The organism is Variovorax sp. R-27, assembly GCF_049913215.1.
Classification (GTDB): domain Bacteria; phylum Pseudomonadota; class Gammaproteobacteria; order Burkholderiales; family Burkholderiaceae_C; genus Variovorax.
On record NZ_CP183984.1, the window covers coordinates 3,501,501 to 3,527,386 of the forward strand.

Here is a 25,886-nt window from a genome sequence, read left to right on the forward strand (position 1 = left end):
CATCAGCAACCTACCCGCAGCCTGCTGCCGATCCAGCATGAGCGCAGATAGCCATTTCGCCCTAACTCGTTGATTCATAAGGAAAAAGGAAGTGGCACGCCATTCGCTTATATCGAGTGCACCGCGAATCGATCGCAGCTTCCAAACAGAGGTCATATCAACATGAGTCGAAAACTGAAAGTCGTTGCCGTCTCCGGCAGCCTGCAACGTCCCTCACGCACCCTGGTGCTGGTCGATCAACTGCTGGCCGCGCTCGGCAACGAGATCGCCATCGATGCGCACGTGCTCTCGCTCGGCGAGATCGGCCCGCAGTTTGCCGGCGTGCTCTACCGCAACCAGTTGCCTGCCGCCGTCGAAGAGAGCATTGCCGCCATCGAGTCCGCCGACCTGCTGCTGGTGGCGAGCCCGGTCTATCGCGGCTCTTACACCGGCCTCTTCAAGCACCTGTTCGACTTCGTTCACCACGAGGCACTGACCGACAAGCCCGTGCTGCTCGCGGCCACTGGCGGCAGCGACCGCCACGCACTGGTCATCGACCACCAGTTGCGCCCGCTCTTCAGCTTCTTCCAGGCCCGCACGCTGCCCATCGGCGTCTACGCGGTCGAGAAGGACTTCGAGGGCTACGAGATCGCCAACCCCGCGCTGCGCGAACGCATCGCGCTGGCCGTGGCGCGCGCCGTGCCGCAACTGCGTGATGCCTCGCCGGCCACCACGTCCGCCACGCCCGCCATCCGCAAGCCCGCGCCCGTTGCGCTGGCCGCCTGAAGCCCTCCCACCGACCGTTCACAGAGAGAAACCTGCCATGAGCCAACCGTCTTCCACCGCCGCCCCCGTCAAGTTCGCCTACTGGGTGCCCAACGTCAGCGGCGGCCTCGTGGTCAGCACCATCGAGCAGCGCACCGACTGGAGCCTCGAATACAACCAGCGCCTCGCACTCGCGGCCGAGAAGGCCGGCTTCGAATACGCGCTGAGCCAGATCCGCTTCACCGCTGGCTACGGTGCCGAGTACCAGCACGAGTCGGTGTCCTTCAGCCAGGCGTTGCTGCATGCGACCACCAAGCTCAAGGTGTTGGCTGCGATCCTGCCAGGGCCGTGGAACCCGGCCGTGGTGGCCAAGCAGATCGCCACCATCGACCACATCTCCAATGGCCGCATCGCCATCAACGTGGTGAGCGGCTGGTTCAAGGGTGAGTTCCAGGCCATTGGCGAGCCGTGGCTGGAGCATGACGAGCGCTATCGCCGCTCCAACGAATTCATCCGCGCGCTCAAGGGCATCTGGACGCAGGACAACTTCACCTTCAAGGGCGACTTCTATCGCTTCAGCGACTACACGCTGAGCCCGAAGCCGGTGCAAAAGCCCCACCCCGAAATCTTCCAGGGTGGCAGCTCGCGCGCCGCACGCGACAACGCGGCCAGCGTGTCGGACTGGTACTTCACCAACGGCAACACGCCCGAGGGCCTGAAGGCGCAGATCGACGACATCCAGGCCAAGGCCGCGCAGAACGGCCACACGGTGCGCATCGGCGTGAACGCGTTCGTCATCGCCCGCGACACCGAAGAGGAAGCCAAGGCCGTGCTGGCCGACATCATCAAGCACGCACACGTCGAGGCGGTGCACGCCTTCGGCGATGCGGCCAAGCAGGCTGGCAAGTCTTCGCCCGAAGGCGAGGGCAACTGGGCCAAGTCCACCTTCGAAGACCTCGTGCAATACAACGACGGTTTCCGCACCAACCTCATCGGCACGCCGCAGCAGATTGCCGAACGCATCGTGGCGCTCAAAGCCATCGGCGTCGACCTCGTCCTGACGGGCTTCCTGCACTTCATCGAGGAGGTGGAGTACTTCGGTCAGAAGGTACTGCCGCTGGTGCGCAAGCTCGAAGCGGAGCAGGCCGCTCGCGGAGAAAAGCCGAGCAAGGCGGCACTGGAAGCCGTGGCGTGAGCCTGGTGACGCCCGATCTTTTCTTCGAGGCGGGGCCCGTCTCGCTGGGCGTCGATCCGGTGGCCTTCGTGCCGGCGGGGCGTGCGGCTGCGGCAGGGGACGACGCCACGACCTCGGCCGTGCTGCGGCTGGAGGGCATCGACCTGTCCTTCGGCGGCGTCACCGCGCTGTCGGGCGTGGACCTGTCCATCGCGAAGGGGGAGATCCGCGCCGTCATCGGCCCCAACGGCGCCGGCAAGAGTTCGCTGGTCAACGTCATCAGCGGGCTGTACCGGCCCGATCGCGGGCGCGTGTGGATCGGCGGACGCAGCTTCGGCCATGTGCCGACGGCGCGGCTGGCACGGCTGGGCGTTGCGCGCACTTTCCAGAATCTCGCGCTGTTCAAAGGCCTGAGCGTGCGCGACAACATCGTGCTTGGCCGCGTCGATGCGGCGCGCTCCACTTTCATCGAACAACTGGTCGGGCTGGGCCGCGCACGTCGTGAGCGCGAGGATGCGCGCGCACGGGCCGAAGCGATCATCGGCTTTCTCGGGCTGGGCACCGTGAGCGAGCGGCTGGCCGGCACGCTGGCCTATGGCCTGCAGAAGCGCGTGGAGCTGGCGCGTGCGCTGGTCGCATCGCCTCGACTGTTGCTGCTCGACGAGCCGATGGCCGGCATGACCGTCACCGAGAAAAGCGAGATGGCGCATTTCGTGCGCGCCGCGCGCGACGAATTCGGCACCACCATCCTGCTGATCGAGCACGACATCGGCGTGGTGCTGGGCCTGTCGGACCGCGTGGCCGTGCTCGACTACGGCCGCAAGATCGCGGACGGCACGCCGGCCGAGGTGCGCAGCGACCCGGCCGTGATCGATGCCTACCTGGGCGTGGCGCATGACGACGCGGAGGGGCAGGCCTGATGGACGGCGCTGACTTCAGCTTCTTCGCCGAGGTGCTCATCGGCGGCCTGCTTTCGGGCGTGATGTATTCACTGGTCGCCATCGGCTTCGTGCTGATCTACAAGACTTCAGGCGTGCTCAACTTCGCGCAGGGCGCGCAGCTGCTGTTTGCTGCGCTCACCTTCGTGAGCCTGGTCGAGCGCGGCGTGCCCTTTGCACTTGCGCTCGTGCTGACCTTCGCCCTCATGGTGCTGCTGGGCCTGACCATCGAGCGCACCGTGCTTCGCCCGCTGGTGAACCAGCCGCCGATCACGCTGTTCATGGCAACGCTGGGCCTGTCGTACGTGATCGAGGGCGTGGCCCAACTGGTGTGGGGCACGCAGGTGCATGCGCTGGAGCTTGGCATCGCAGACGAGCCGCTGCAGTTCTTCGGCATCATGGTCTCGACCTTCGACCTGTTCGCCGCCGCGACGGCCGGCGTGATGGTGGCGGCGCTTTCGGCCTTCTTCCGCTACACCCGCGTGGGCCTGGCGTTCCGCGCGGTGGCGGACGACACCTATGCGGCGATCGCGGTGGGCCTGCGCCTGCCGCGCATCTGGGCCACGGTGTGGGCGGCGGCCGGCGTCATCGCGCTGGTGGCCGGGCTGTTGTGGGGCGCGCGGCTAGGTGTGCAGTTCTCGCTCTCGCTCGTGGTGCTGAAGGCACTGCCTGTGCTGGTGCTGGGTGGGTTCGACTCCATTCCTGGCGCGATCGTCGGCGGGTTGGTGATCGGCGCACTGGAGAAGCTGGCCGAGGTGTACATCGGGCCTTTCGTAGGCGGTGGCATCGAGAGCTGGTTCGCTTACGTCGCAGCGCTGGCCTTCCTGCTGATCCGGCCAAGCGGGCTGTTCGGACAGAAACTGGTGGAGCGCGCCTGAGCCATGCGTACCGCTTCTGTGCATCCATTGACCTGGCCGCTGGCCGTGCTGGTCATTGCCTTCGGCGTCGTGCCGTTTGTCGCATCCGGCTATGTGTTCGACGCGCTGCTGATCCCGTTCCTTGCGCTGTCGCTCGCGGCTGTCGGGCTGAACCTGCTGACCGGCTACGCAGGCCAGCTGTCGCTGGGTACCGCGGCCTTCATGGCGGTCGGCGCCTTCGCGGCCTACAACTTCAACCTGCGCGTGGAAGAACTGCCGCTGCTCGTGAGCATCGGCCTCGCTGGCCTTGCCGCCACGGCCGTCGGCCTGGTGTTCGGGCTGCCGAGCCTGCGGCTGCGCGGCTTCTACCTTGCGGTGTCGACGCTGGCTGCGCAGTTCTTCGTGCAATGGGCGCTGACCAAGTTCGGCTGGTTCAGCAACGACAACGCCTCTGGCGTGATCGACGCGCCGGCGCTCGAAGTGGCGGGCATCGTGTTCGACACGCCGGTGGGGCGCTACATCTTCTCGCTGACCGTCGTCACGGTGTTGACGCTGCTGGCATGGCGCCTCGTGCGCACGCAGACGGGCCACCACTTCATCGCCGTGCGCGACAACGAACTGGCGGCGCGCGTCATCGGCGTGCCGGTGCTGCGCACCAAGCTGCTGGCGTTCGCGGTGTCGTCGTTCATCGTCGGCGTGGCGGGCGTGCTGTGGGGTTTCGTGTACCTGCGCACCGTGGAGCCGGCGGGCTTCAACCTCGACCGCTCGTTCCAGATCCTGTTCATCGTGATCATCGGCGGGCTCGCGACGATCCGCGGAGCCTTCTTCGGCGCGGCGCTCATCGTGGTGTTTCCGCTGCTGCTCTCGCGCGTGGGCAGCTTCTTCTTCGGCGGCTGGTTCGATTCGGGCGTGCTCGACATGAGCCAGCGCATCGTGCTGGGCGCGCTGATCATTTTCTTTCTTGCCGTGGAGCCACGAGGGTTGGTCGCCCTCTGGGATCGCGCGCGCAAGCGGCTCTCACCGGCCTGAGTGCAGATTTCTCTGGTTTTTTTCTTCGCATCCCAGGATGCCTTCATCACCATGTCCTTCATCAAGCACCTGAAAACCGCGGCCGTGGCCGTCACCCTGGCCGCGAGCGGCCTGCAGCTCGCGCATGCCGACGGCAACGAACAGTTCTTCCCGCTGCAGAGCTATCGCGTCGGTCCTTATGCGGCTGGCGGCACGGGCTTCTTCGGCGGCTTCATCGACTACCTCAACCTGGTGAACACGCGCGACGGCGGCGTGGGCGGCGTCAAGCTGACCTGGGAGGAGGGCGAGACGCAGTACGAAGTGGAGCGCGGCGTGGAGGTGTACGAGCGCCTCAAGCAGCGCCCCGGCATCGCGACCTGGAACCCGCTGTCGGTCGGCATCGCCTATGCGCTGATCGACCGCGTGACGGCCGACAAGGTGCCGCTGCTCACCATCAACCACGGCCGCACCGACACCACCGACGGCCGCGTGTTCAAGTACATCTTTCCGCTGTTGCTCAACCCGTACAGCGAAACCTCCGGCATCGTGAACTACATCGCGGGCAAGGAGGGCGGCACCGACAAGCTCAAGGGCAAGAAGATCGTGGTGCTGTACCACGGCTCGCCCTACGGCAAGGAGACCATCCCGATCTATGAACTGCTCGCGAAGAAGTACGGCTTCACGCTGCAGCAGATCGAGGTACCGCACCCGGGCAACGAACAGCAATCGCAGTGGCTCACCATCCGCCGCGTGAAGCCCGACTACGTGGTGCTGCGCGGCTGGGGCGTGATGAATCCGGTGGCGCTCAAGACAGCGCAGAAGACGGGCTTTCCGGTCGACCACATCGTGGGCAACGTCTGGTCCAACTCCGAGGAAGACGTGATCCCTGCCGGCGATGCGGCCAAGGGCTACGTGGCCATTACCACCGTGGCCGCGGGCGCGCAGTACCCGGTGCTGCAGGAGATCACCAAGACCGTCTACGGCGCGGGCAAGGGCAACCTGCAGGACCCCAAGCGCATCGGCAGCGTCTATCACAACCTCGGCGTGCTCAACGGCATCCTGAACGTGGAGGCCATCCGCATCGCGCAGGCGAAGTTCGGCAAGCGCACGCTCACCGGCGACGAGATCCGCTGGGGCCTGGAAAACCTGAAGATCGACGAGGCACGCGCCGCGGCGCTCGGCGCCAAGGGCCTGTTCCATTCGATCAACGTGACCTGGGACAACCACGAAGGCGATGGCCGCGTGGCCTTCCAGCAGTGGGACGGCAGCAAGTGGAACGTGGTGTCCGACTGGATCGCGCCTGACTGGAAGCTGCTGCGGCCGATCATCGAAAAATCTTCGCTGGCCTATGCCAAGGAAAAGAACGTCAAGGTGCGCAAGAGCATCGACGACTGAGCCCCACGCACGTCCTCATTCGAAATCACTCGCAAGTCGAAAGGCCATCAGATGTCCGCTGTTCTCCAACCCTCCGCATCCGCACCGCCCGCAGCCAACGACGCAGTGCCCGGCCTGCCACTTCCCGACACGCCCGCGCATGTGATCCGCGGCGACGCCGAGGCAATCGCCGTGGCGCATGCCCTGGCCGCGAAGCTGATCGTCGGCGCCTCCGAGCGCGACCGCCTGCGCCGCTGGCCTGTCGAAGAGATCGACGCCTACTCGCAAAGCGGCCTCTGGGCCATCAACGTGCCCAAGGCCTTCGGTGGTGCGGAGGTGTCGTATGCCACGCTGGCCGAGGTGATCGCGATCATCTCGGCGGCCGATCCCTCGCTCGGGCAGATCACGCAGAACCACCTGGGTTTCGTCGCCGCGGTGCGCACGGTGTCCGACGCGGCGCAGCAGAAGCTGTTCTTCGCCGACTTCCTGCGCGGCGTGCGCTGGGGCAATGCGTTCTCGGAATCGGGCTCCAAGCGCGCGGCCGATTTCGAGACGCGCTTCACCGATGCGGGCGACCACGTGGTGGTGACCGGCAAGAAGTTCTATTCGACCGGCGCGCTGCTCGCGCACTACGTGCCCATCGTGGCCAACGACGAACAGGGCAACACCTGGTACGTGGTGGCCGAGCGCAATGCGCCGGGCCTCACGGTGATCGACGACTGGTCGGCCTTCGGCCAGCGCACCACGCTCAGCGGCACGGTGGTCATCGACCACGTGAAGGTGCCGAAGACGCACCTGATCCCGGCCTACAAGGGCTACGACACGCCCTCGGCCGACGGCGCCATCTTCCAGATCATCCAGGCGGCGGTCGACGTGGGCATTGCGCGCGGCACCATCGCGGAGACGGTCGATTTCATCCGCACCAAGACGCGCCCGTGGATAGACAGCCAGCGCGACCATGCATGGGAAGACCCGTACTCGATCCAGGCGGTGGGCGACCTGCAGATCCGGCTGCATGCGAGCGAGGCCCTGCTGGAGCGTGCGGGCCGTGCGATCGACCGCGCGGTGGCCGCGCCAGATGCCGACGGCGTGGCTGCGGCGCAGATCGCGACGGCGGAGGCCAAGGTGCTGTCTACCGAGATCGCGATTCTTGCGACCAACAAGCTGTTCGAACTGGCGGGCACGCGATCGACGCTGGGGCAGTACAACCTCGACCGCCATTGGCGCAATGCACGCACGCACACGCTGCATGACCCGGTGCGGTGGAAGTACGCCATCGTGGGCAACTACTTCCTCAATGGTGTGAAGCCGCCGTTCCATGCCTGGAGCTGAGGTGACGGCCCCCTTGTTGCGCATCGAAGCCATCGAGGCCGCGTACCAACGCTCCATCGTCGCGCTGCACGGTGTGAGCCTGGACGTGCGCGCCGGCGAAATCCACGCGTTGCTCGGCGCCAACGGTGCAGGCAAATCGACCACGCTCAAGGCGGTGTCGAACCTGTTGCCGGCCGAGCGCGGGCAGGTGACGGCCGGGCGCATCGTCTTCGACGGGCACGACACGGGCCGCACCAGCCCGGCAGATCTCGTCAGGCTTGGCCTGGTTCAGGTGCTGGAGGGCCGCCACTGCTTTCGCACGCTGACAGTGGAAGAAAACCTGCTGACCGGCGGGCTCGGCCGCAGCACACGGCGCTCGGAAGTCGCCGAAGACCTCGCGCGGGTCTACGCGATCTTTCCCAAGCTGAAGGAAAGGCGACGCACGCTCGCCGGCCTGAGTTCCGGCGGCGAACAGCAGATGACGGCTATCGGCCGCGCGCTGATGTCGCGGCCCCGGCTGCTGGTGCTCGACGAGCCGTCGATGGGGCTGGCGCCGTTGGTGGTGCGCGACATCTTCGAGCAACTGCGGCGGCTCAACCGCGAGCAGGGCCTGTCGATCCTCGTTGCCGAGCAGAACTCCACCGTTGCGCTTCAGTACGCCGATCGCGCAACGGTGCTCGATGCGGGAGTCGCGGTACTTGGCGGCGATGCGCAGGCCCTGCGCCAGCGTGCCGACATCCAGTCTTTCTATTTCGGCGAAGGCGTTGCCGAAGCCGTGGCCTGAAGACCGAACCTAGCGCCCGGCAACGTCGGCCAGCAGCGCCTGGCTGCTCATTTGCGGCGACGGGGGAAGGGCCTCCGGCGCGCCGGTCGTGCGGATCACGCGGTTGCTGCTCAATACCCGGTTGCGGACCTGCTGCGCCCCTGCCGTGAGGTTGTAGTCGATGCGGTAGTCCCATGCCGCGATCGGCACCTTGCGGTCGCCAAGGCGCTCGATGCGCACTTCCGCCGCGCTGCGCTCGCCCGGCCTGATCTCGCTGGCCTGCGAGAAGCCCCGCCCGAAGCCGATGACCGTTCCGGCACCGTCGTACAGCGTGACCAGCACCTCGATGCCGACCAGCGCCATTTCGTCCTTGCGCGCATTGACGAGGCGGCCGAACAGCCATGTCTCGCCATCTTGCTGCACCAGTCGCACGCGCGTGAACTGCAGCGGCGGACCCTCGATCTTCCAGTAAGGTGCCGATAGCGCATCCACCTGCAGCTCCTGCCGCGTGAGGGTTCCGTCGCCCGGCAGCTTCACCAGCACCGGCACCATTTCGCCGGGCATCAGCGTGCCGATGGGGACCGATTCGCTGTTCTCGCCGATGCGGCTGTCGCGGTCGAAGAAGATCGCCTTGACGTTCGGCCGCTCGAGGGCTGTGCCGGTTTCGTTGCGCGCAATCACCAGCAGTTGGGGTTTGGCCGAGCTGCCGTTGCCCACCAGCACCTGGCGCGCCTCGAGCTTGAGGCCTTCGCTCGGAATGGTGCGCTGCGCCGTCGAGGCCCCACCGGGCCTGTACGTTCCTGGCGGCTGGTTGCGGTCGATGACATAGGCCATGACACCGAAGAAGCCCGTAACCAGCACCACCACCGCCGCCGCGCCCAGGGCGATCATCCGGGCCATGCTCTTGCTGCGTGCCGACTGCTCGATCGCCAACCGTCGGCCGGCTTCGTTCTTGACCTGCTCGAGCACCCGCTCCAGCCGGTCGGAGACGTCGTCCTCGACGACCGACATCGACCCGCAATGCGCGCAGGTGTACTGGTTGAGGCCGGCGCGTTGAAGCACGCTGCTGCCGCACTCACCGCACTTCAGCGTCTGCAGGTCGATGGTCAAAGGTGCTCCCTCGTGGCGATTGCGCCGCGGCGGCAATGCCGGGCGTTACCGTGCGCATCTTAGCGAGGAGCCTGATTGCCAACGGCGCTCAGATCGGCGTGCCGGTGTTCTCCGTCCATCCACCGCCCAGCGTCTTGTAGAAGGTCACGAGGTTCGTCAGGCGTGACAGGCGCGTGGTGATGAGGTTCTGCTGCGCCGTGTAGAGCGAGCGCTGCGAATCCAGCACGCTCAGGTAGCTGTCGACACCGCGCCGGAAGCGCGCGTCCGAAAGGCGGTAGCTCTCCGCCGTCGCGTTCACCAGAGACTGTTGTGCATCGAGCTGGCGGCCCAGCGTGTTGCGTTGCGCCAGCGCATCCGAAACCTCGCGGAACGCCGTCTGGATCGCCTTTTCGTACTGCGCCACCGAGATGTCGCGGCTCACTGTCGCTATCTTGAGGTTGGCGCGGTTGGCGCCACCGTCGAAGATCGGCAGCGAGATCTGCGGTGCGAAGCTCCAGCTGCCCGAGCCGCCCTTGAACAGGCCCGAGAGCTGGCTGCTCGACGTGCCGGCCGACGCGGTGAGGCTGATGCTCGGATAGAAAGCCGCACGCGCCGCGCCGATGTAGGCGTTGGCGGCTTTCAGGTCGCGCTCGGCCTGCAGGATGTCGGGTCGCCGTTGCAGCAGCTCCGAGGGCAGCCCGGGCGGAATGGTGGCCAGCGGGCTCGCTGCAGCTGCCGTGCCATCGGGCAGCGACTGCGGCAGCAGTTCGTCCGGCACGTCTGCGCCCACGAGCAGCACCAGCGCATTGCGGTCTTGCGCTACCTGGGAGGTGTAGCGCTCGACGTCGACGCGCGCGGTGTCGACGCTGGTCTGCGCCTGGCTCAGCGTGAGCGCCGACGCCGCGCCCAGTTCGAAGCTGCGCAGGTTGAGGCTGTAGGAGTCGCTCTGGCTGCGCAGGGTGTCGCGCGCGAGCTTCAGCTGATCCTGGTCGGCCGCGAGCGTGAGGTAGCTCGTCGCCACCTCGGCCACCAGCGTGATCTGCGTGCTGCGGCGCGCCTCGGCCGTGGAGAAGAACTGCTCCAGCGCCTGCGCGCTCAGGCTTCGCACGCGACCGAACAGGTCGATTTCGTAGGAGCTGAACCCGACCGACGCGCTGTACTGCCGCGCCGTGAGGGCTTCGCCGGTCGACGACAGGTCGGCCGGCGTGCGGCTGCCGCTGCCGCCGGCACTGGCGTTGACGGTGGGGAAGAGCGCCGCGTCCTGCACCCGGTACTGGGCGCGGGCCTTCTCGATATTCAGCACCGCGACGCGCAGGTCGCGATTGTTGGCGAGGCTCATCTCGATCACGCGCTGCAGCGACGGATCGGTGAAGACGTTGCGCCAGCCGATGTCGGCCACCGGCGTGGAGGCCGGGGCGTTGCCCGTGTCGCCGGCGAACTTGCCGGCCACGGGCGCCGCGGGTTGCTGGTAGGTGGGAATCAGGCTGCAGCCGGCCATCAGGGCGGCGAGCGCGAGCGGAGCAAGGCGGAATGGTTTCATGGCAGACACCTCAGGAAGCGGCCGCGGCCGGTTGTGCATGCGAGTCCGGCAAGGCGGGCAAAGCAGGCGAGGGCGACCGTCCCTTGAAGAGACCGCGCACCAGCACGAAGAAAAGAGGCACGAAGAAGATCGCGAGCAGCGTGCCCGACAACATGCCGCCGATCACCGCTGTGCCCAGCGCATGCTGCGCGCCGGCCCCCGCACCGGTGCCCAGCACCATCGGCAACACGCCGAGCACGAAGGCCAGCGAGGTCATGAGAATGGGCCGCAGCCGCATGCGAGCAGCCTCCATCGCCGACTCGACCAGGCTCTTGCCGTGCGCGTGCAGGTCCTTCGCGAACTCGACGATCAGGATGGCATTCTTCGACGCCAGCCCGATGGTCGTGAGCAGGCCGACCTGGAAGTACACGTCGTTCATCTTCCACGTCAGGATCGCGCCGATCAGCGCGCCCAGCACGCCGAGTGGCACCACCAGGATCACCGAGAACGGAATCGCCCAGCTTTCGTACAGCGCCGCAAGGCACAGGAACACGATCAGGATCGACAGCCCATAGAGCAGCCCGGTCTGCCCGCTCGATGCCTTCTCCTGGCGCGACAGGCCGGTCCATTCGTAGCCGATGCCCGGCGGCAGTTTGGCGACTGCGGCTTCGACGATGGCGAGCGCGTCGCCGCTCGATGCGGCTCCCGGCATCGCCATGCCCAGGATTTCCACCGAGGGCACCCCGTTGTAGCGCTCCAGGCGGGGCGAGCCCGAACTCCAGCCCGCCTTGGCGAATGAGGTGAAGGGCACCATCGTTCCGGCGCTGTTGCGCACGTACCAGCGGTCGATGTCCTCCGGCAGCATCCGGTACTGTGCATCGGCCTGCAGCATCACCTTCTTCACGCGCCCCTTGTCGATGAAGTCGTTGACGTAGCTGCTGCCCCAGGCGGTGGAGAAGGTGTCGTTGATGTCGGACATCGAAAGGCCCTGGGCCTGTGCCTTGTGCGGATCGATCTCGAGCCTGAATTCGGGCGTGTCTTCCATCCCGTTGGGGCGCACGGCCACCAGGCGCTTGTCCTTGGCCAGCGTGCCGAGCAGTTGGTTGCGCGCCTGCATCAGGGCCTCGTGCCCGAGGTTGGCGCGGTCCTGCAGCATCAGGTCGAAGCCGGTCGCGTTGCCGAGCTCTGCCACGGCGGGCGGTGCGAAGGCGAACACCTTTGCGTCCCTGATTGTGTTGAAGAAGGCGCCGGCCTTTGCGGCCACTCCCGTCACGCTCAGTGCTTCGCCCTCGCGTTCATTCCAGGGCTTGAGCTTGATGAAGGCAAAGCCCGTGTTCTGCCCGCTGCCCGCGAAGCTGAAACCCGCCACCGTGAAGATGCCCGAGACCGCGTCTTTCTGATCGACCAGGAAGTGATGCTCCACCTGGCGGATGACTTCTTCCGTGCGCGCGTTCGTCGCGCCCGGCGGCAGCTGCACCAGCGCAAACATCGTGCCCTGGTCTTCGTCGGGCAGAAACCCGATGGGCAGCTTCATGAATCCGAACACCACCACGGCAAACAAGACCGCGTACAGGGCCATGTAGCGCCAGCCCTTGCCCACCATGTGCCGCACGATGCCCTGGTAGCGGTGGTTGCCGCGATCGAAGCTGCGGTTGAACCAGCCGAAGAAGCCGGTGGTGGCCATTGCATGATCCTTGTCGACCGGCTTGAGCAGCGTCGCGCAAAGGGCCGGCGTGAGCACCAGCGCCACGAGCACCGACAGCGTCATGGCCGAGACGATGGTGATGGAGAACTGCCGGTAGATCACGCCCGTGGAGCCGCCGAAGAAAGCCATCGGCACGAACACCGCCGCCAGCACCAGGGCCACGCCGACCAGCGCGCCGGTGATCTGGCCCATGGACTTGCGCGTGGCCTCCTTGGGCGGGAGGCCTTCATCGGCCATCACGCGCTCGACGTTCTCGACGACCACGATTGCATCGTCCACCAGCAGCCCGATGGCGAGCACCATCGCGAACATCGTCAGTGTGTTGATGGTGAAGCCGAAGGCCGCGAGCACGCCGAAGGTGCCCAGCAGCACCACGGGAACCGCAATGGTCGGGATCAGCGTGGCGCGGAAATTCTGCAGGAAGAGATACATCACCAGGAACACCAGCACCACGGCCTCTACGAGGGTCTTGATGACCTCCTCGATGGAGATCCGCACGAAGGGCGTGGTGTCGTAGGGCTTCTGCACCTTCATGCCCTGCGGAAAGAACTTCTCGAGCTCGGCGACGCGCGCATCGACGGCCTTGACCGTATCGAGCGCATTGGCGCCGGTGGCCAGCTTGATGGCCAGGCCCGCGGCCGGCTTGCCGTTGTAGCGACCGACCGTGTTGTACGACTCGCTGCCGAGCTCGATGCGGGCTACGTCGCGCAGGCGGACCTTCGAGCCGTCGGTCTGCGTGCGCAGCAGGATGTCATCGAACTCCTGCGCGGTCTTCAGGCGCGTCTGCGAGGTGATGGTGGCGTTGAGCTGCTGGTTGCTTGCCGCAGGCATGCCGCCGAGCTGGCCGGCCGAAACCTGCGCGTTCTGCGCCGTGATCGCGTTCTTCACATCCAGCGGCGTGAGGCTGAAGCTGGAGAGCTTGTTCGGGTCGAGCCATACGCGCATGGCGTACTGCGAGCCGAAGAGCGTGGTGTCGCCCACGCCCTCGACGCGGCTGATTGCGTCCTGGACGTTGGCCGCGACGTAGTCGGACAGGTCCGACCCGTTCATGCTGCCGTCTTCGGAGGTGAAGGCCAACACGTTCAGAAAGTTGGTGGCCGACTTCGTGACGGTGACGCCCTGCTGCTGCACCTCTTGCGGCAGCAGCGGCGTGGCAAGCGAGAGCTTGTTCTGCACCTGCACCTGAGCGGTGTCGGGGTCGGTTCCGTTCTCGAAGGTGAGCGTGATGGTGACCGAGCCCGACGACTCGCTGGTCGAGGCCATGTAGCTCAGCCGGTCCAGTCCCTTCATCTTCTGCTCGATGACCTGGGTGACGGTGTCTTCGAGCGTCTTGGCGGAAGCGCCGGGGTAGTTGGCGGTGATCGCGACGGCGGGCGGCGCGATGCTCGGGTACTGCGCGATCGGCAGCGTGGCGATGGACATGACGCCGCCCAGCATCACGATGATGGCGAGGACCCACGCGAAGATGGGGCGGTCGATGAAGAAGCGTGCCATGGTGGTCTTCCTGGATCAGTCCGCCGTGGCGCCGGGCGAGGGGAGGGCCGCCTTGGCAGTCGTTTCAGTGCCGGGCTTGGACTTGGGGTTCCACTGCACCGTCTTCACCTCGACGCCCGGCGCCGCGCGCTGCTGGCCGTCCACCACGAGCTGGTCGCCGGCCTGCAGGCCGCTGCGCACCAGCCATTGGTCGCCGATGGCGCGTTCCGTTTCGAGCACGCGCCGCTGCAGCTTATGCTGGGCATCCACCACGTAGGCCGTCGGCTTGCCGGTGCTGTCGCGCGACACGGCCTGCTGCGGCACCATGAGCGCCTGTTCCTTCACGCCTTCCTGCAGCACGGCGCGCACGTACATGCCGGGCAGCAGGTCCGCCTTGGGGTTGGGGAACACCGCGCGCAGCGTGATGGCGCCGGTGTTCTGGTCTACGGTGACGTCAGAGAACTCGAGCTTGCCTTCGAGCGGATAGGCGCTCCCGTCTTCGAGCAGCAGCCGCACCTTCGCGGCGTTGGCGCCGCTCTTTTGCAGATCGCCGCGGGCCATGGCCTGCTTCAACTGAAGCATCGCGGCGCTGGACTGCGTCACGTCGACATAGATCGGATCGAGCTGCTGGATGGTGGCCAGCGCGGTCGACTGGCTTGCCGTGACCAGCGCGCCGGGCGTGACCGTCGACTTGCCGATGCGCCCGGAGATCGGTGCATCGATGCGCGCATAGGCTAGGTTGATGCGGCTCGTCTCCACATTGGCTCGCGCCGAGGCGACGTCGGCCTCGCCTTGGCCCAGCGAGGCGGCGGCGTCGTCGTAGTCCTGCTGGCTCACGGCCTTGATGGCGACCAGCTCCTTGTAGCGCTCGGCCTTCAGCCGCGTGGTCGTGAGGCTGGCCTGCGCCTTGGCGAGCGCGGCGACGTTGCTGTCGTAGGTTGCCTTGTAGGTGGCGGGATCGATCTGGTAGAGCGTTTCGCCAGCCTTCACGTCGCTGCCTTCGCGGAACTGGCGGGCCTTCACGATGCCTCCGACCTGGGGCCGTACGTCGGCGATGAGAAAGGGCGTCGTGCGCCCGGGCAGCTCGGCCGTGATGGCCACGCGCTGCGGCTGCACAGACACTACCCCCACCTCGGGCATGCCCTGCGCGGCGGGCGGCCCGCCCGGTGGCTTGCCGCACGCGACAAGCATGAAGGTGGACGCGAGGGCTGCCGTGAAGGTCAGGCCATAGGTGAGAGGTGGACGCATGGCGAATCTCCTGAAGAGCGACGGATCGGTGATGGGGTCGGCCTGCTGTTAAACAGACAGTAGTGTCTAGTAATGTATTTTGACTTCCAGGGGCTGTCAATTAATAATGAACACTGTTGTCCAGAAATGAGGAGGCATTTAGATGCGAGTCAAAACAGAGGCCAAGCGCGACGCCATCGTTCAGGTGGCCGCCGAGGTCTTCCGGGAGCTGGGGTTCGAAGGGGCCTCCATGGTGGAGATCGCTGCGCGCGTGGGCGGCTCGAGGGCCACGCTGTATGGCTACTTCAGCTCCAAGGAGGAGTTGTTCGTTGCCGTGACCCACGGCACGGCCAAGGTCCATTTCGCGCCAATTTTTGAGGCGCTCGGGCAGGAGAGCGACGACGACCTCGAACAGGTGCTGCAACGCTTCGGCGAAAAAATCCTGGCAGTGGTGTGTTCGCAGGAGGCCATCCAGGCGCGCAGGGCCGTGATCGCGGAGTCCGGCCGCAGCGACATCGGGCGGTTGTTCTACGAAGGTGGGCCCAAGAAGGGGCTGACCGAGCTGGCGGGGTTCCTGGAACTGCAGATGCAAAAGGGCCGGCTGCGCAAGGCCGATCCGCAGGTAGCGGCGCGCCACCTGACGGCATTGCTGGATTCGGAGACCGTCATGCCGGCTCTTATCGGTATCGATGGACCGTTGTCCCGAAAGGATTTGCGGGAAGCGACACGACGCGCTCTGCAGACCTTTCTCGGAGGCTATGCGCCCGAAGGAAAGAAGGCCAAGTGAGCTTGCGATATGCGCGCCGCGCGCACCCGGCTTGCGTTGGCACGGTCAATCCCGTACGCTGACCCGGCGTCTTTGCGCACCGCCCGAGCCCTTGCGGGCCGCCGGGCCAGCTTTGCGGACGCCAAGGAGTCCATGCCATGCCAAGCCGATCGAACGGCCTCGCGGCCGAAGTGGAAGCAGTGCGAACGCTGGCGCTCGTCGGCGCCGCGGCCGCCGGCAAGACCTCTCTTGCCGAGGCTTTGTTGTACAAGGCGGGTGCCATCGGGGCCTGCGGCAGCATCGAACGCGGCAGCACCGTCAGCGACCACGACCCGCTCGAGCGCCGCATGCAGCACTCGCTCAATGCATCGGTGATGCACCTCACGCACGCCGGCACGCGCATCCACTTCATCGACACGCCCGGCGGCCCCGACTTCCTTGGCCAGAGCCTGCCGGCTCTGGAGGCGGTCGAAACGGCGGCAGTGGTCATCAATGCCGCCACCGGCATCGAGCCGATGGCGGTGCGCATGATGGAGTACGCGGCCTCGCGCCACCTCGCCCGCATGATCATCGTCACCAAGATCGACTCGCAGGGCGTCTCGCTCGCGGGCCTGCTGGCCGACATCCAGGCCACCTTCGGCCGCGAATGCCTGCCGCTGAACCTGCCCGACGGGGTCGGCAGGCAGGTGGTGGACTGTTTTTTCAACCGCTTCGGGCGGTCCGACTTCGGCCCTGTCGAAGCGGCGCACCGCGCGCTGGTGGAGCAGGTGGTCGAGGTCGACGCGGCCTTCGTCGACCGCTACCTCGAGGAAGGCGACGTGGATCCGGCCGAGCTGCATGCGCCGCTCGAGCAGGCGTTGCGCGAGGGCCACCTGATCCCGGTGTGCTTCGTCTCGTCGCGCAGCGGCGCCGGCGTGGCCGAACTGTTGGACGTGATCGTCAAGCTCCTGCCAGACCCGACCGAGGCCAACCCGCCGGACTTCATCGTCGGCGAGGGCGCGCAGGCCAAGCCCATGGAGGCCAGGCCCGACCCGTCGCTGCACGTGCTGGCGCACGTATTCAAGGTCACGATCGACCCCTATGTCGGCAAGATGGGCATCTTCCGCGTGCACCAGGGCACGCTCACGCGCGACAGCCAGCTCTACATCGGCGACGGCCGCAAGCCCTTCAAGGTGGGGCACCTGTTCATGCTCCAGGGCAAGGACCATGTCGAGGTGTCGCACGCGGTGCCCGGCGACATCGTGGCGGTGGCCAAGGTCGAGGAGATCCATTTCGACGCCGTGCTGCACGATGTGGCCGAAGACAGCCACGTGCATCTCGCACCTCTGGCGTTCCCGGTGCCGGTGTACGGCCTGGCCGTGGAGCCCAAGCGCCATGGCGACGAGCAGCGCGCCTGGGAGATCCTCGGCAAGCTCACGGCCGAGGATCCGTGCCTGCGCATCGAGCATGTGGCCGCGACCAACGAGACGGTCCTCTACGGGCTCGGCGAACTGCACCTGCGCATCGTGCTCGAACGCCTGCGCGAGGTGTATCGCTTCGAGGTCCAGACGCGGCCGCCCCGCATTGCCTACCGCGAGAGCGTGACCGTGCCGGCCGAGGGCCACCACCGGCACAAGAAACAGACCGGCGGCGCTGGCCAGTTCGGCGAAGTCTTCCTGCGCATCGAGCCGCTGGCGCGCGGTGCGGGCTTCCAGTTCGCCGATGAGGTCAGGGGCGGGGCGATTCCGGGCCAGTTCATCCCCGCAGTCGAGAAGGGCGTGCGCGAGGTGCTGGTGTGCGGCGCGATCGCCGGCTACCCGGTGGTCGATGTGCGCGTTGTTGTGCACGATGGCAAGCACCACAGCGTCGACAGCAAGGACATCGCCTTTGCGACTGCCGGCCGCAAGGCCTTCATGGCCGCCATCCGCGAGGCCCGGCCGGTCGTGCTCGAGCCGATCGTCCAGATCGAGATCGACGTGCCGGAGCATTCCGTCGGCGATGTCACGAGCGACCTGTCGTCGCGGCGCGGCCTGGTCACCGGAACGTCGGCCCTGGGGGGCGGTGTTGTGGCCGTCGGCGGGCAAGTGCCCATGGCCGAACTGGCCAACTACCAGTCGCGGCTCAATGCAATGACCAGCGGCCAGGGCCGCTACACCATCGCGTTGTCACATTACGAAGCCGTGCCGCCGGCCGTCCAGCAGACGCTGACGGACCAGTACCGGGTGCATGAAGAGGACTAGGGGAATTGTGTTTGCGAGATATCGCAATGAGCCCGGCTACCGAAGCACCAGCACAGGCAGCGCCGAATGCGCCAGCACGTGCTGCGTCTCGCTGCCAAGCAGCAGCCGCTTGATGCCCTTGCGGCCGTGCGAGGCCATCACGATCAGGTCGCTCTTGTGCTTTTTCGCCGCGGCGATGATCGACTCCGCCACCAGGTCCGAGTTGGCCGTTGCCGTCTTGACACGTACGCCGCTTTCCTTGGCGCGTGCGCTCACGGTGTCGAGCATTGCCTGTGCCTTCTCCGCCCATTGCTTCTCGACGCGGCCGATGTCCTCTGGCGAAAAGGTCATGGAGCCCTCGAAGTAGCTTCGGGGGTAGCGCGGAACCACGTTGATCGCCACCAGGTCGGCATCGTTCTGTGCGGCGAGAGCGATCGCGCTCGCGACAGCCTTCTTCGAGAGTGTGGAGCCGTCGGTGGCGACGAGGATGCGCTTGAACATGTGAGGTCTCCAGGGAAAGGTATGCCGCGAGCTTAGGCAGGCCGGGGCCCCGAGCGTTGATACAGATCAAAGAGCGTGGTGCGGCCCGCCCTTAGCCTCGCTCCGATGCAAGCTGCGCTCGCCCCGTTCTCTACGCATCCGTCGGCTCCGGCCACCGCCGACACCTGGCAGGTGCTCGACGACCCGGCCGAATGGCCGGCGTTCGGCCAGCTGGAGGAGGGCGATGCAGCCACCGGCCAGTGGGCATCGCAGGTCGCGGTCGAAGGCATGCACTGCACCGCTTGCGCTTTCACCGTCGAGGCTGCGCTGCTGAAGATGCCCGGAGTGCGCGAGGCACAGGTCAATGGGGCCAGCCGGCGGGCGCGCGTTGTGTGGTCGGCCGCGGTCACCCGGCCTTCACGCTGGTTCGAGGCTTCGGCTGCGGCCGGATACCCGCTGGTTCCCGCCGGCAGCCAGTTGGCAAGCGCGGGGCGCGCGCGCGAACTGCGCATGGCGCTGTGGCGCTGGCTGGTCTCGGGCTTCTGCATGATGCAGGTGATGATGTATGCCTACCCGGCTTACATCGCCAGGCCGGGCGACATGACGGACGACGCCGCGCAGTTGCTGCGCTGGGCCTCCTGGGTGCTCACGCTGCCCGTCGTGCTGTTCTCCTGCGGTCCCTTCTTCAGCAGCGCCTGGCGCGACCTGCGCGCGGGCCGTATCGGCATGGATCTTCCGGTGGCGTTCGGCGTGCTCGCGACTTTCGCGGTCAGCAGCGCCGCCACCTTCGACGCCAGCGGGCCGCTGGGCCACGAGGTCTACTTCGACTCGCTGACGATGTTCGTCTTCTTCCTGCTGACCGGGCGCTGGCTCGAGGCACGCCTGCGAGACCGTACCGCCGGCTCGCTCGAGGCCCTGATGAACCGCCTGCCCGACAGCATCGATCGACTCGCTCCCGATGGCAGCTGGACCCGCGTGGCCGTGCGCAGGCTCGCAGCCGCAGACGTGGTGCGCGTGCGCCCCGGCGAGGCGTTTCCGGCCGACGGCGTGGTGATCGAAGGCGACACCAGCGCCGACGAGGCCCTGCTGACAGGCGAATCCCGCCCCGTGCCGCGCCCCCGCGGCGACCGCGTGCTGGCCGGCAGCCACAACCTCTCGGCGGTGGTCAGTGTGCGGATCGAATCAGTGGGCGAGGGTACGCGCTTCGCCCAGATCGTGCGGCTGATGGAAAGCGCCGCCTCGCGCAAGCCGCGCCTGGCGCTGCAGGCGGACCGGGTGGCGCGGCCTTTCCTCGTCGCGGTGCTCGCATCGGCGGCGGTGGCGGCAGTGTTCTGGTGGCACACGGACCCGGGCAAGGCGCTGATGGTGGCGGTCGCGGTGCTCATCGTGACCTGCCCCTGTGCGCTCTCGCTCGCGACCCCGGCTGCCATGCTCGCGAGCGCCGGCGCCCTGGCGCGCGGCGGCGTGCTGACTTCCAACCTGCAGGCGCTGGAGGCACTGGCATCGGTCGATACGGTCGTGTTCGACAAGACGGGCACGTTGACGGGCGACATCCCGCGGCTGGAGCGCATCTATTGCCGGCAGGGCCTGCGGCCCGGCGACGCACTTGAAATGGCGGCGGCGCTCGCTGCGCAGTCGCTGCATCCCGTTGCGCAGGCGCTGGTGAATGCGTGGAATGCCCAGTTCCGCTCGCCACCGGGCTGGACCGTGGAACGGGCCACCGAAGCGGCAGGGCTCGGGCTCGAAGGCCTGTTGCGCAGAGCGCATGCGCGCACCGGAACAGGCCAGCGTGCGCGTCTTGGCTCGTCGAGCTTCTGCAGCGTGAATGCGCTGGAGGTTGACGCTGCGCAGGTCCATCTGGCCGACGAGCAGGGGTGGGTCGCCAGCTTCGTGCTGGCCGAAGAGCTTCGCGCTGATGCCGCCGTTGCGGTGGCTGCGCTGCGCGCGCAGGGCCTGACGGTGCGGCTGCTCTCGGGCGATCGCGACAGCGCCGCCAAGGAGATCGCCGCGCGCTGCGGCATCGACTTCGCGCAGGGTGGCTGCACACCGGAGGACAAGCTCGACGTGCTCTGGCGGCTGCAGGCCGAGGGACGGCAGATTGCGATGGTGGGCGAGGGCCTGAACGACGGTCCCTCGCTGGCGCGTGCGAACGCCTCGTTCGCCTTCGGCCGCAGCGTGCCGCTGTCGCGCGCGCACGCCGATTTCGTCGTGCTGGGCGACAGGCTTGCCACCATTCCAGATGCCATCGCACAAGCCCGCAAGACGCTGCACGTGGTGCGCCAGAACCTCTGGTGGGCCGCGGGCTACAACGCGCTGTGCGTGCCGCTCGCCGTGGCGGGCTGGTTGCCGGCATGGCTCGCGGGCCTGGGCATGGCCGCGAGCTCCCTCGTGGTGGTCCTCAATGCGGCACGGCTCGCGGCCGCCGGCAAGGCAAGCCGCTGATGGACATCCTCTTCCTGCTCATCCCGCTGTCCGTGGTGCTGGTTCTCGCGATCCTCGGCGGGCTCTGGTGGGCGATCGAGCGCGGCCAGTTCGACGACGTCGAAACCGAAGGCGACCGCATCCTGCACGGCGATTGATTTGCATCAAGCCCGCGAGGCAGAGGCCCACGGAAACTGCCCACAACTCATTCAAGGGCACGACGATGCAACAACCGAACCCACCCGCCGCGGTATACGACGACACCGTCGTGCGGCAGTTCGCGCTCATGTCCGTGGTCTGGGGCGTGGTCGGCATGCTGGTCGGCGTGATCATCGCCTCCCAGCTGACCTGGCCCGAGCTCAACCTCGGCATTCCATGGCTCAGCTACGGGCGACTGCGGCCGCTGCACACCAACGCGGTCATCTTCGCGTTCGGCGGCTGCGCGCTGATGGCCACGAGCTTCCACGTGGTTCAGCGCACCTGCCAGGTGGGCCTCTTCGCGCCGAAGCTCGCGTCCTTCGTGTTCTGGGGGTGGCAGGCCGTGATCGTCGCGGCCGCCATCAGCCTGCCGATGGGCTACACCAGCGGCAAGGAATACGCCGAGCTGGAGTGGCCCATCGACCTGCTGATCGCGGTGGTCTGGGTGGCCTACGCCATCGTGTTCTTCGGCACCATCGGCATGCGCCGCGTGCGCCACATCTACGTGGCGAACTGGTTCTTCGGAGCCTTCATCATCGCGGTGGCGCTGCTGCACATCGTCAACAGCGCAGAGGTTCCGGCGGGCTGGATGAAAAGCTACTCGGCCTATGCCGGCGTGCAGGACGCGATGGTGCAGTGGTGGTACGGCCACAACGCCGTGGGCTTCTTCCTCACCGCGGGCTTCCTCGGGATGATGTATTACTACATCCCCAAGCAGGCCGGCCGGCCGGTGTATTCGTACCGGCTGTCCATCGTCCACTTCTGGGCGCTGATCTTCACCTACATGTGGGCCGGCCCGCACCACCTGCACTACACGGCGCTGCCGGACTGGACGCAATCGCTGGGCATGGTGTTCTCGCTGATCCTGCTGGCGCCGAGCTGGGGCGGCATGATCAACGGCGTGATGACGCTCTCGGGCGCCTGGCACAAGCTGCGCACCGACCCGATCCTGCGCTTCCTGATCGTCGCGCTGTCGTTCTACGGCATGTCGACCTTCGAGGGGCCGATGATGTCCATCAAGACCGTCAACGCCCTGAGCCACTACACCGACTGGACCATCGGCCACGTGCACTCCGGCGCGCTCGGCTGGGTGGGGTTCATCACCATGGGCTCGCTCTACTACCTGATCCCGCGCATGTATGGCCGCACCACCATGTACAGCGTGAAGGCCATCGAGGCGCACTTCTGGATCGCCACCATCGGCATCGTCCTGTACATCGCCGCCATGTGGATCGCCGGCGTGATGCAAGGGCTGATGTGGCGCGCCATCAACCCCGACGGCACGCTCACCTACACCTTCGTGGAGAGCGTGAAGGCCACTTTCCCGTTCTACGTGGTGCGCCTGATCGGCGGACTGCTCTATCTGTCCGGGATGCTGGTGATGGCCTGGAACGTCTGGATGACCGTCATCTCGGGCCGCTCGGTGCGCGTCGAGATCCCGCCCTCCGTCATGGCCCACGCCTGAGGACGCACGATGAACCCGAACACTCCCAAGTCCAGCGGCTTTACCCACGAGAAGATCGAGACCAACAACCTGCTGATGATCGTGCTGATCCTCGTGGTCGTGGCCGTCGGCGGCCTTGTCGAGATCGTGCCGCTCTTCTTCCAGAAGTCGACCACCGAGGCGGTGCAGGGCGTCAAGCCGCTCACGCCGCTGCAGCTCGCAGGCCGCGACGTCTACCTGCGCGAGGGTTGCTACAACTGCCACTCGCAGATGATCCGGCCCTTCCGCTCGGAGACGCTGCGCTACGGCCACTACTCGGTGGCTGGGGAGTTCGTCTACGACCACCCGTTCCAGTGGGGCAGCAAGCGCACCGGCCCCGACCTGCACCGCGTGGGCGGCAAGTACAGCGACGAGTGGCACCGCATCCACCTGAACAATCCGCGCGACCTGGTTCCCGAATCGAACATGCCGGCCTATTCATGGCTGGAAAAGGCCCTCGTCGACGCCGAAGCCTTGCCAACCCACATGCGCGCGCTGCGCCGTGTCGGCGTGCCCTACACCGACGAGGAAATCGCCAAGGCCACGGAAGAGGTCACGGGCAAGACCGAGATGGAGGCCACGGTGGCCTATCTGCAATCGCTGGGCCTGGCTCTCAAGTAAGCACAGCGGCAAAGGACCGAAACCATGATCGACGTCACCACCTTGCGCGTTGCAGCCACCGTCGTGTGCTTCGCGCTATTCATCGGCATCGTGATCTGGGCGTATTCGCGTCGCAACGCGCGCGACTTCCAGGAAGCGGCCCGCTTGCCGTTCGAGCAGGACTGAAGGGAGAACCACGATGAGCGATTTCATCAGCCATTTCTGGTCGAACTACGTGGCCGCGGCCTCGCTGCTGAGCATCCTCGGCTGCGTGCTGTTGCTGTGGTTCACAGCCCGCAAGCGGGTTGCGCCGAACGCCGACAACACCACGGGCCACGTCTGGGACGAGGACCTGCGCGAAGCCAACAACCCGTTGCCCATGTGGTGGATCGGCCTGTTCGTGCTGACCATCGTCTTCGGGCTGGGCTACCTGGCGATCTTTCCGGGCCTGGGGAGTTTTCGCGGCCAGTCCGACTGGAGTTCGCGCGGCGAATACGAGGCGGACGTCGCCAAGGCCACGCAAGAGCTGGCACCCGTCTACGCGAAATACGCCGCCATGCCGGTCGAGGAGGTTGCAAGGGACCCGCAGGCCAGGGCCATCGGGGAGCGTCTCTTCATGAACAACTGCGCCCAGTGCCATGGTTCCGACGCGCGCGGCAGCAAGGGCTTTCCCAACCTGACCGACAAGGACTGGCTGCACGGCGGCACGCCCGAGAAGATCGTCGAGAGCATCACCAAGGGCCGTGTCGGCGTGATGCCGCCGATGGCTGCGGCCGTCGGCACACCGGATGACGTGAAGAACGTTGCCAACTACGTGCTGAGCCTGGCGGGCGAGCCGCACGACTCGTTGCGTGCCGGACTCGGAAAGTCGAAGTTCACGGTCTGCGCGGCCTGCCACGGCATCGGCGGCGTGGGCAACCAGGCCATCGGTGCGCCCAACCTGAGCGACAGGATCTGGCTCCACGGCTACGGCGAGGTCGCCATCGTCCAGATGATCAACGGGGGCAAGCACAACGAGATGCCCGCGCAGGAAGGCCGTCTTACCGAGGCGCAGATCCGGATGCTCGCGTCGTATGTCTGGGGGTTCTCCAACAATACCAACACGGCCGCGGCCACGCCGTGAAACCCGAGATCGGCGCAACGCCATGACCCGGAAGATCATTCCCATCGTCAGCGCGGGCAGCGAGGAGGTCGGCCTTTACGAAGCCACGAAGAAGATCTATCCCCGCACGGTGCGCGGCATGTTCGCGCGCTGGCGCTGGGCCATGGTCTTTCTTACGCAGCTGGTGTTCTACGGCCTGCCGTGGGTGGAGTGGGGCGAGCGGCAGATGGTGCTGTTCGACCTGGCCGCGCGCCGCTTCTACATCTTCGGGCTGGTGCTGTATCCGCAGGACCTGATCTATCTCTCGGGCCTGCTGGTCATCAGTGCGCTGTCGCTCTTTCTCTTCACCGCGGTGGCGGGGCGGCTGTGGTGCGGCTACGCCTGCCCGCAGACGGTCTACACCGAGATCTTCATGTGGGTGGAGCACAAGATCGAAGGCAACCGCACCGCGCGCATGCGGCTGGACGCCGAGCCGATGTCGCTCGAGAAGCTGGTGAAGAAATGGTTCAAGCACATCGTCTGGATCGGCATCGCGCTGTGGACCGGCTTCACCTTCGTGGGCTACTTCACGCCCATCCGCGAACTGGGCATGGCCTTCCTGCAGACGCAGATGGGCTCGTGGGAGGTGTTCTGGGTTTTCTTCTACGGCTTTGCCACCTACGGCAATGCCGGCTTCATGCGCGAGCAGGTCTGCAAGTACATGTGCCCCTATGCGCGCTTCCAGAGCGCCATGTTCGACCGCGACACGCTCATCGTCACCTACGACCCGCAGCGCGGCGAACCTCGCGCGCCGCGCCGCAAGGGCCCCGACCCGCGCACGCTGGCGCTGGGCGACTGCATCGACTGCGGCCTGTGCGTGCAGGTGTGCCCGACCGGCATCGACATCCGCCAGGGCCTGCAGTACGAGTGCATCGGCTGCGGCCTTTGCGTGGATGCCTGCGACACCGTCATGCAGAAGATGGCCTACCCGCCGCGGCTGATCCGCTACGACACGCAAAACGGCATGGAAGCCGGCTGGTCGCGCCGCGAACTGCTGCGGCGCGTGCTGCGGCCGCGCGTGCTGCTCTACACGACGATCCTGGCGCTGCTGGTGACCGGACTGCTGGCCAGCCTGATCGTGCGCACGCCGTTCAAGGTCGATGTGGTGCGCGACCGCGCCTCGCTGGCCCGCATTGCCGAGGGCGGGCGGCTGGAGAATGTCTATCGGCTCCAGATCATGAACGCCACTGAAAAACCGCAGCAGTACCGCATCGTCGCCGACGGACTGGAAGGCCTCAGCGTCTCGCCCGACGAGCCGGTGACGGTCGACGCCGCCCAGTCACGCTGGGTCGCGGTGCGTCTGCAGGTGCCTTATGGGGTCGTGCCTGCCGGATCGCACACGGTGCACTTCGGCATCCGCGAGGAGGGCGGCGGCGCCCAGGTTTCGGAAAAAGCGGCCTTCCTTGTGCCGCGCTGA

Annotated in this window: 22 protein-coding genes; 17 read left to right on the forward strand and 5 right to left on the reverse strand. The window is 66.7% G+C overall.

The features are described 5' to 3' along the window. The first annotated feature begins 162 nt into the window (after nucleotides 1-162). From msuE to ACN9MV_RS16340, 8 genes are read left to right on the forward strand one after another with little or no spacing between them, the layout of a single operon-like run. Complete coding sequence (msuE, locus tag ACN9MV_RS16305) at nucleotides 163-765, forward strand: FMN reductase (RefSeq protein WP_093058401.1); 603 nt, start codon at nucleotides 163-165, stop codon at nucleotides 763-765. Nucleotides 766-802: 37 nt separating this feature from the next. Next, complete coding sequence (sfnG, locus tag ACN9MV_RS16310; RefSeq protein WP_258354919.1) at nucleotides 803-1,939, forward strand: dimethylsulfone monooxygenase SfnG; 1,137 nt, start codon at nucleotides 803-805, stop codon at nucleotides 1,937-1,939. 59 nt (nucleotides 1,940-1,998) lie between these two features. Next, nucleotides 1,999-2,838 (forward strand): ABC transporter ATP-binding protein, encoded by an 840-nt coding sequence (locus ACN9MV_RS16315; protein ID WP_426393175.1) that lies wholly within the window; start codon nucleotides 1,999-2,001, stop codon nucleotides 2,836-2,838. Further along, the gene (locus ACN9MV_RS16320; protein WP_093058403.1) at nucleotides 2,838-3,734 is read left to right on the forward strand and encodes a branched-chain amino acid ABC transporter permease; all 897 of its coding nucleotides are present in this window, start codon (nucleotides 2,838-2,840) and stop codon (nucleotides 3,732-3,734) included. The genes ACN9MV_RS16315 and ACN9MV_RS16320 overlap by 1 nt, the downstream gene beginning before the upstream one ends. Before the next feature lie 3 nt (nucleotides 3,735-3,737). Next, nucleotides 3,738-4,742, forward strand: a complete 1,005-nt coding sequence (locus ACN9MV_RS16325) for a branched-chain amino acid ABC transporter permease (RefSeq protein WP_426393134.1) — start codon at nucleotides 3,738-3,740, stop codon at nucleotides 4,740-4,742. A gap of 51 nt (nucleotides 4,743-4,793) precedes the next feature. After that, a complete protein-coding gene (locus ACN9MV_RS16330; RefSeq protein ID WP_093174150.1) occupies nucleotides 4,794-6,116 on the forward strand; it encodes an ABC transporter substrate-binding protein in 1,323 nt (440 codons plus the stop codon). Nucleotides 6,117-6,167: 51 nt separating this feature from the next. Beyond that, nucleotides 6,168-7,427: an SfnB family sulfur acquisition oxidoreductase gene (locus ACN9MV_RS16335; RefSeq protein ID WP_426393135.1), complete on the forward strand. Its 1,260-nt coding sequence runs from the start codon at nucleotides 6,168-6,170 to the stop codon at nucleotides 7,425-7,427. Between the two features lies 1 nt (nucleotide 7,428). Continuing rightward, the gene (locus ACN9MV_RS16340; protein WP_426393136.1) at nucleotides 7,429-8,190 is read left to right on the forward strand and encodes an ABC transporter ATP-binding protein; all 762 of its coding nucleotides are present in this window, start codon (nucleotides 7,429-7,431) and stop codon (nucleotides 8,188-8,190) included. Between the two features lie 9 nt (nucleotides 8,191-8,199). On the opposite strand, the gene ACN9MV_RS16345 is transcribed toward ACN9MV_RS16340, so the two are convergent. The 4 genes from ACN9MV_RS16345 to ACN9MV_RS16360 all read right to left on the reverse strand — a co-directional run bounded on the left by ACN9MV_RS16345 (nucleotide 8,200) and on the right by ACN9MV_RS16360 (nucleotide 15,203). Further along, nucleotides 8,200-9,279 (reverse strand): hypothetical protein, encoded by a 1,080-nt coding sequence (locus ACN9MV_RS16345; RefSeq protein WP_426388600.1) that lies wholly within the window; start codon nucleotides 9,277-9,279, stop codon nucleotides 8,200-8,202. Between the two features lie 88 nt (nucleotides 9,280-9,367). Next, the gene (adeC, locus tag ACN9MV_RS16350) at nucleotides 9,368-10,798 is read right to left on the reverse strand and encodes an AdeC/AdeK/OprM family multidrug efflux complex outer membrane factor (protein ID WP_426388601.1); all 1,431 of its coding nucleotides are present in this window, start codon (nucleotides 10,796-10,798) and stop codon (nucleotides 9,368-9,370) included. A 10-nt stretch (nucleotides 10,799-10,808) separates the two neighbouring features. Further along, on the reverse strand, nucleotides 10,809-13,976 hold the full coding sequence (locus ACN9MV_RS16355; protein WP_426388602.1) for an efflux RND transporter permease subunit: 3,168 nt from the start codon (nucleotides 13,974-13,976) through the stop codon (nucleotides 10,809-10,811). 15 nt (nucleotides 13,977-13,991) lie between these two features. Further along, nucleotides 13,992-15,203 (reverse strand): efflux RND transporter periplasmic adaptor subunit, encoded by a 1,212-nt coding sequence (locus ACN9MV_RS16360; RefSeq protein WP_426388603.1) that lies wholly within the window; start codon nucleotides 15,201-15,203, stop codon nucleotides 13,992-13,994. A 142-nt stretch (nucleotides 15,204-15,345) separates the two neighbouring features. On the opposite strand from ACN9MV_RS16360, the gene ACN9MV_RS16365 reads away from it, so the two are divergent. After that, nucleotides 15,346-15,969, forward strand: coding sequence for a TetR/AcrR family transcriptional regulator (locus tag ACN9MV_RS16365; RefSeq protein WP_093058410.1), 624 nt, complete (start codon nucleotides 15,346-15,348; stop codon nucleotides 15,967-15,969). 137 nt (nucleotides 15,970-16,106) lie between these two features. Then, nucleotides 16,107-18,167, forward strand: a complete 2,061-nt coding sequence (gene fusA / locus ACN9MV_RS16370) for an elongation factor G (protein ID WP_093058411.1) — start codon at nucleotides 16,107-16,109, stop codon at nucleotides 18,165-18,167. Nucleotides 18,168-18,203: 36 nt separating this feature from the next. Here the strand turns inward: fusA and ACN9MV_RS16375 are convergent, their stop codons facing one another. Continuing rightward, nucleotides 18,204-18,647 (reverse strand): universal stress protein, encoded by a 444-nt coding sequence (locus tag ACN9MV_RS16375; RefSeq protein ID WP_093074311.1) that lies wholly within the window; start codon nucleotides 18,645-18,647, stop codon nucleotides 18,204-18,206. Between the two features lie 105 nt (nucleotides 18,648-18,752). Here ACN9MV_RS16375 and ACN9MV_RS16380 point away from each other — a divergent pair, with 105 nt between their 5' ends. The 7 genes from ACN9MV_RS16380 (at nucleotide 18,753) to ccoG (ending at nucleotide 25,886) form a co-directional block, all read left to right on the forward strand. Beyond that, nucleotides 18,753-21,068, forward strand: coding sequence for a heavy metal translocating P-type ATPase (locus tag ACN9MV_RS16380; RefSeq protein WP_426388605.1), 2,316 nt, complete (start codon nucleotides 18,753-18,755; stop codon nucleotides 21,066-21,068). Beyond that, a complete protein-coding gene (ccoS, locus tag ACN9MV_RS16385; protein ID WP_093058414.1) occupies nucleotides 21,068-21,205 on the forward strand; it encodes a cbb3-type cytochrome oxidase assembly protein CcoS in 138 nt (45 codons plus the stop codon). Before ACN9MV_RS16380 ends, ccoS begins: the two co-directional genes overlap by 1 nt. Nucleotides 21,206-21,270: 65 nt before the next feature. Then, nucleotides 21,271-22,710 (forward strand): cytochrome-c oxidase, cbb3-type subunit I, encoded by a 1,440-nt coding sequence (gene ccoN / locus ACN9MV_RS16390; protein WP_426388606.1) that lies wholly within the window; start codon nucleotides 21,271-21,273, stop codon nucleotides 22,708-22,710. A gap of 9 nt (nucleotides 22,711-22,719) precedes the next feature. Next, entirely contained in the window at nucleotides 22,720-23,349 is a 630-nt protein-coding gene (ccoO, locus tag ACN9MV_RS16395; protein ID WP_093074307.1) for a cytochrome-c oxidase, cbb3-type subunit II, read from the forward strand. Between the two features lie 24 nt (nucleotides 23,350-23,373). Continuing rightward, nucleotides 23,374-23,514, forward strand: a complete 141-nt coding sequence (locus ACN9MV_RS16400; RefSeq protein WP_093074305.1) for a cbb3-type cytochrome oxidase subunit 3 — start codon at nucleotides 23,374-23,376, stop codon at nucleotides 23,512-23,514. Between the two features lie 13 nt (nucleotides 23,515-23,527). Beyond that, the gene (ccoP, locus tag ACN9MV_RS16405) at nucleotides 23,528-24,451 is read left to right on the forward strand and encodes a cytochrome-c oxidase, cbb3-type subunit III (protein WP_426388607.1); all 924 of its coding nucleotides are present in this window, start codon (nucleotides 23,528-23,530) and stop codon (nucleotides 24,449-24,451) included. Between the two features lie 22 nt (nucleotides 24,452-24,473). After that, nucleotides 24,474-25,886 (forward strand): cytochrome c oxidase accessory protein CcoG, encoded by a 1,413-nt coding sequence (gene ccoG / locus ACN9MV_RS16410; protein ID WP_426388609.1) that lies wholly within the window; start codon nucleotides 24,474-24,476, stop codon nucleotides 25,884-25,886.

Excerpts from the sequence above, each read along its gene's own strand:
- ACN9MV_RS16375 (WP_093074311.1), bottom strand. The coding sequence starts at position 18,647 with ATGTTCAAGCGCATCCTCGTCGCCACCGACGGCTCCACACTCTCGAAG.
- ACN9MV_RS16360 (WP_426388603.1), bottom strand. The coding sequence starts at position 15,203 with ATGCGTCCACCTCTCACCTATGGCCTGACCTTCACGGCAGCCCTCGCG.
- fusA (WP_093058411.1), top strand. The coding sequence starts at position 16,107 with ATGCCAAGCCGATCGAACGGCCTCGCGGCCGAAGTGGAAGCAGTGCGA.
- ACN9MV_RS16320 (WP_093058403.1), top strand. The coding sequence starts at position 2,838 with ATGGACGGCGCTGACTTCAGCTTCTTCGCCGAGGTGCTCATCGGCGGC.
- msuE (WP_093058401.1), top strand. The coding sequence starts at position 163 with ATGAGTCGAAAACTGAAAGTCGTTGCCGTCTCCGGCAGCCTGCAACGT.
- adeC (WP_426388601.1), bottom strand. The coding sequence starts at position 10,798 with ATGAAACCATTCCGCCTTGCTCCGCTCGCGCTCGCCGCCCTGATGGCC.
- ACN9MV_RS16365 (WP_093058410.1), top strand. The coding sequence starts at position 15,346 with ATGCGAGTCAAAACAGAGGCCAAGCGCGACGCCATCGTTCAGGTGGCC.
- ccoO (WP_093074307.1), top strand. The coding sequence starts at position 22,720 with ATGAACCCGAACACTCCCAAGTCCAGCGGCTTTACCCACGAGAAGATC.
- ACN9MV_RS16335 (WP_426393135.1), top strand. The coding sequence starts at position 6,168 with ATGTCCGCTGTTCTCCAACCCTCCGCATCCGCACCGCCCGCAGCCAAC.
- ccoG (WP_426388609.1), top strand. The coding sequence starts at position 24,474 with ATGACCCGGAAGATCATTCCCATCGTCAGCGCGGGCAGCGAGGAGGTC.
- ACN9MV_RS16355 (WP_426388602.1), bottom strand. The coding sequence starts at position 13,976 with ATGGCACGCTTCTTCATCGACCGCCCCATCTTCGCGTGGGTCCTCGCC.
- ACN9MV_RS16325 (WP_426393134.1), top strand. The coding sequence starts at position 3,738 with ATGCGTACCGCTTCTGTGCATCCATTGACCTGGCCGCTGGCCGTGCTG.
- ccoN (WP_426388606.1), top strand. The coding sequence starts at position 21,271 with ATGCAACAACCGAACCCACCCGCCGCGGTATACGACGACACCGTCGTG.
- ccoS (WP_093058414.1), top strand. The coding sequence starts at position 21,068 with ATGGACATCCTCTTCCTGCTCATCCCGCTGTCCGTGGTGCTGGTTCTC.
- ccoP (WP_426388607.1), top strand. The coding sequence starts at position 23,528 with ATGAGCGATTTCATCAGCCATTTCTGGTCGAACTACGTGGCCGCGGCC.
- ACN9MV_RS16400 (WP_093074305.1), top strand. The coding sequence starts at position 23,374 with ATGATCGACGTCACCACCTTGCGCGTTGCAGCCACCGTCGTGTGCTTC.
- sfnG (WP_258354919.1), top strand. The coding sequence starts at position 803 with ATGAGCCAACCGTCTTCCACCGCCGCCCCCGTCAAGTTCGCCTACTGG.
- ACN9MV_RS16380 (WP_426388605.1), top strand. The coding sequence starts at position 18,753 with ATGCAAGCTGCGCTCGCCCCGTTCTCTACGCATCCGTCGGCTCCGGCC.
- ACN9MV_RS16330 (WP_093174150.1), top strand. The coding sequence starts at position 4,794 with ATGTCCTTCATCAAGCACCTGAAAACCGCGGCCGTGGCCGTCACCCTG.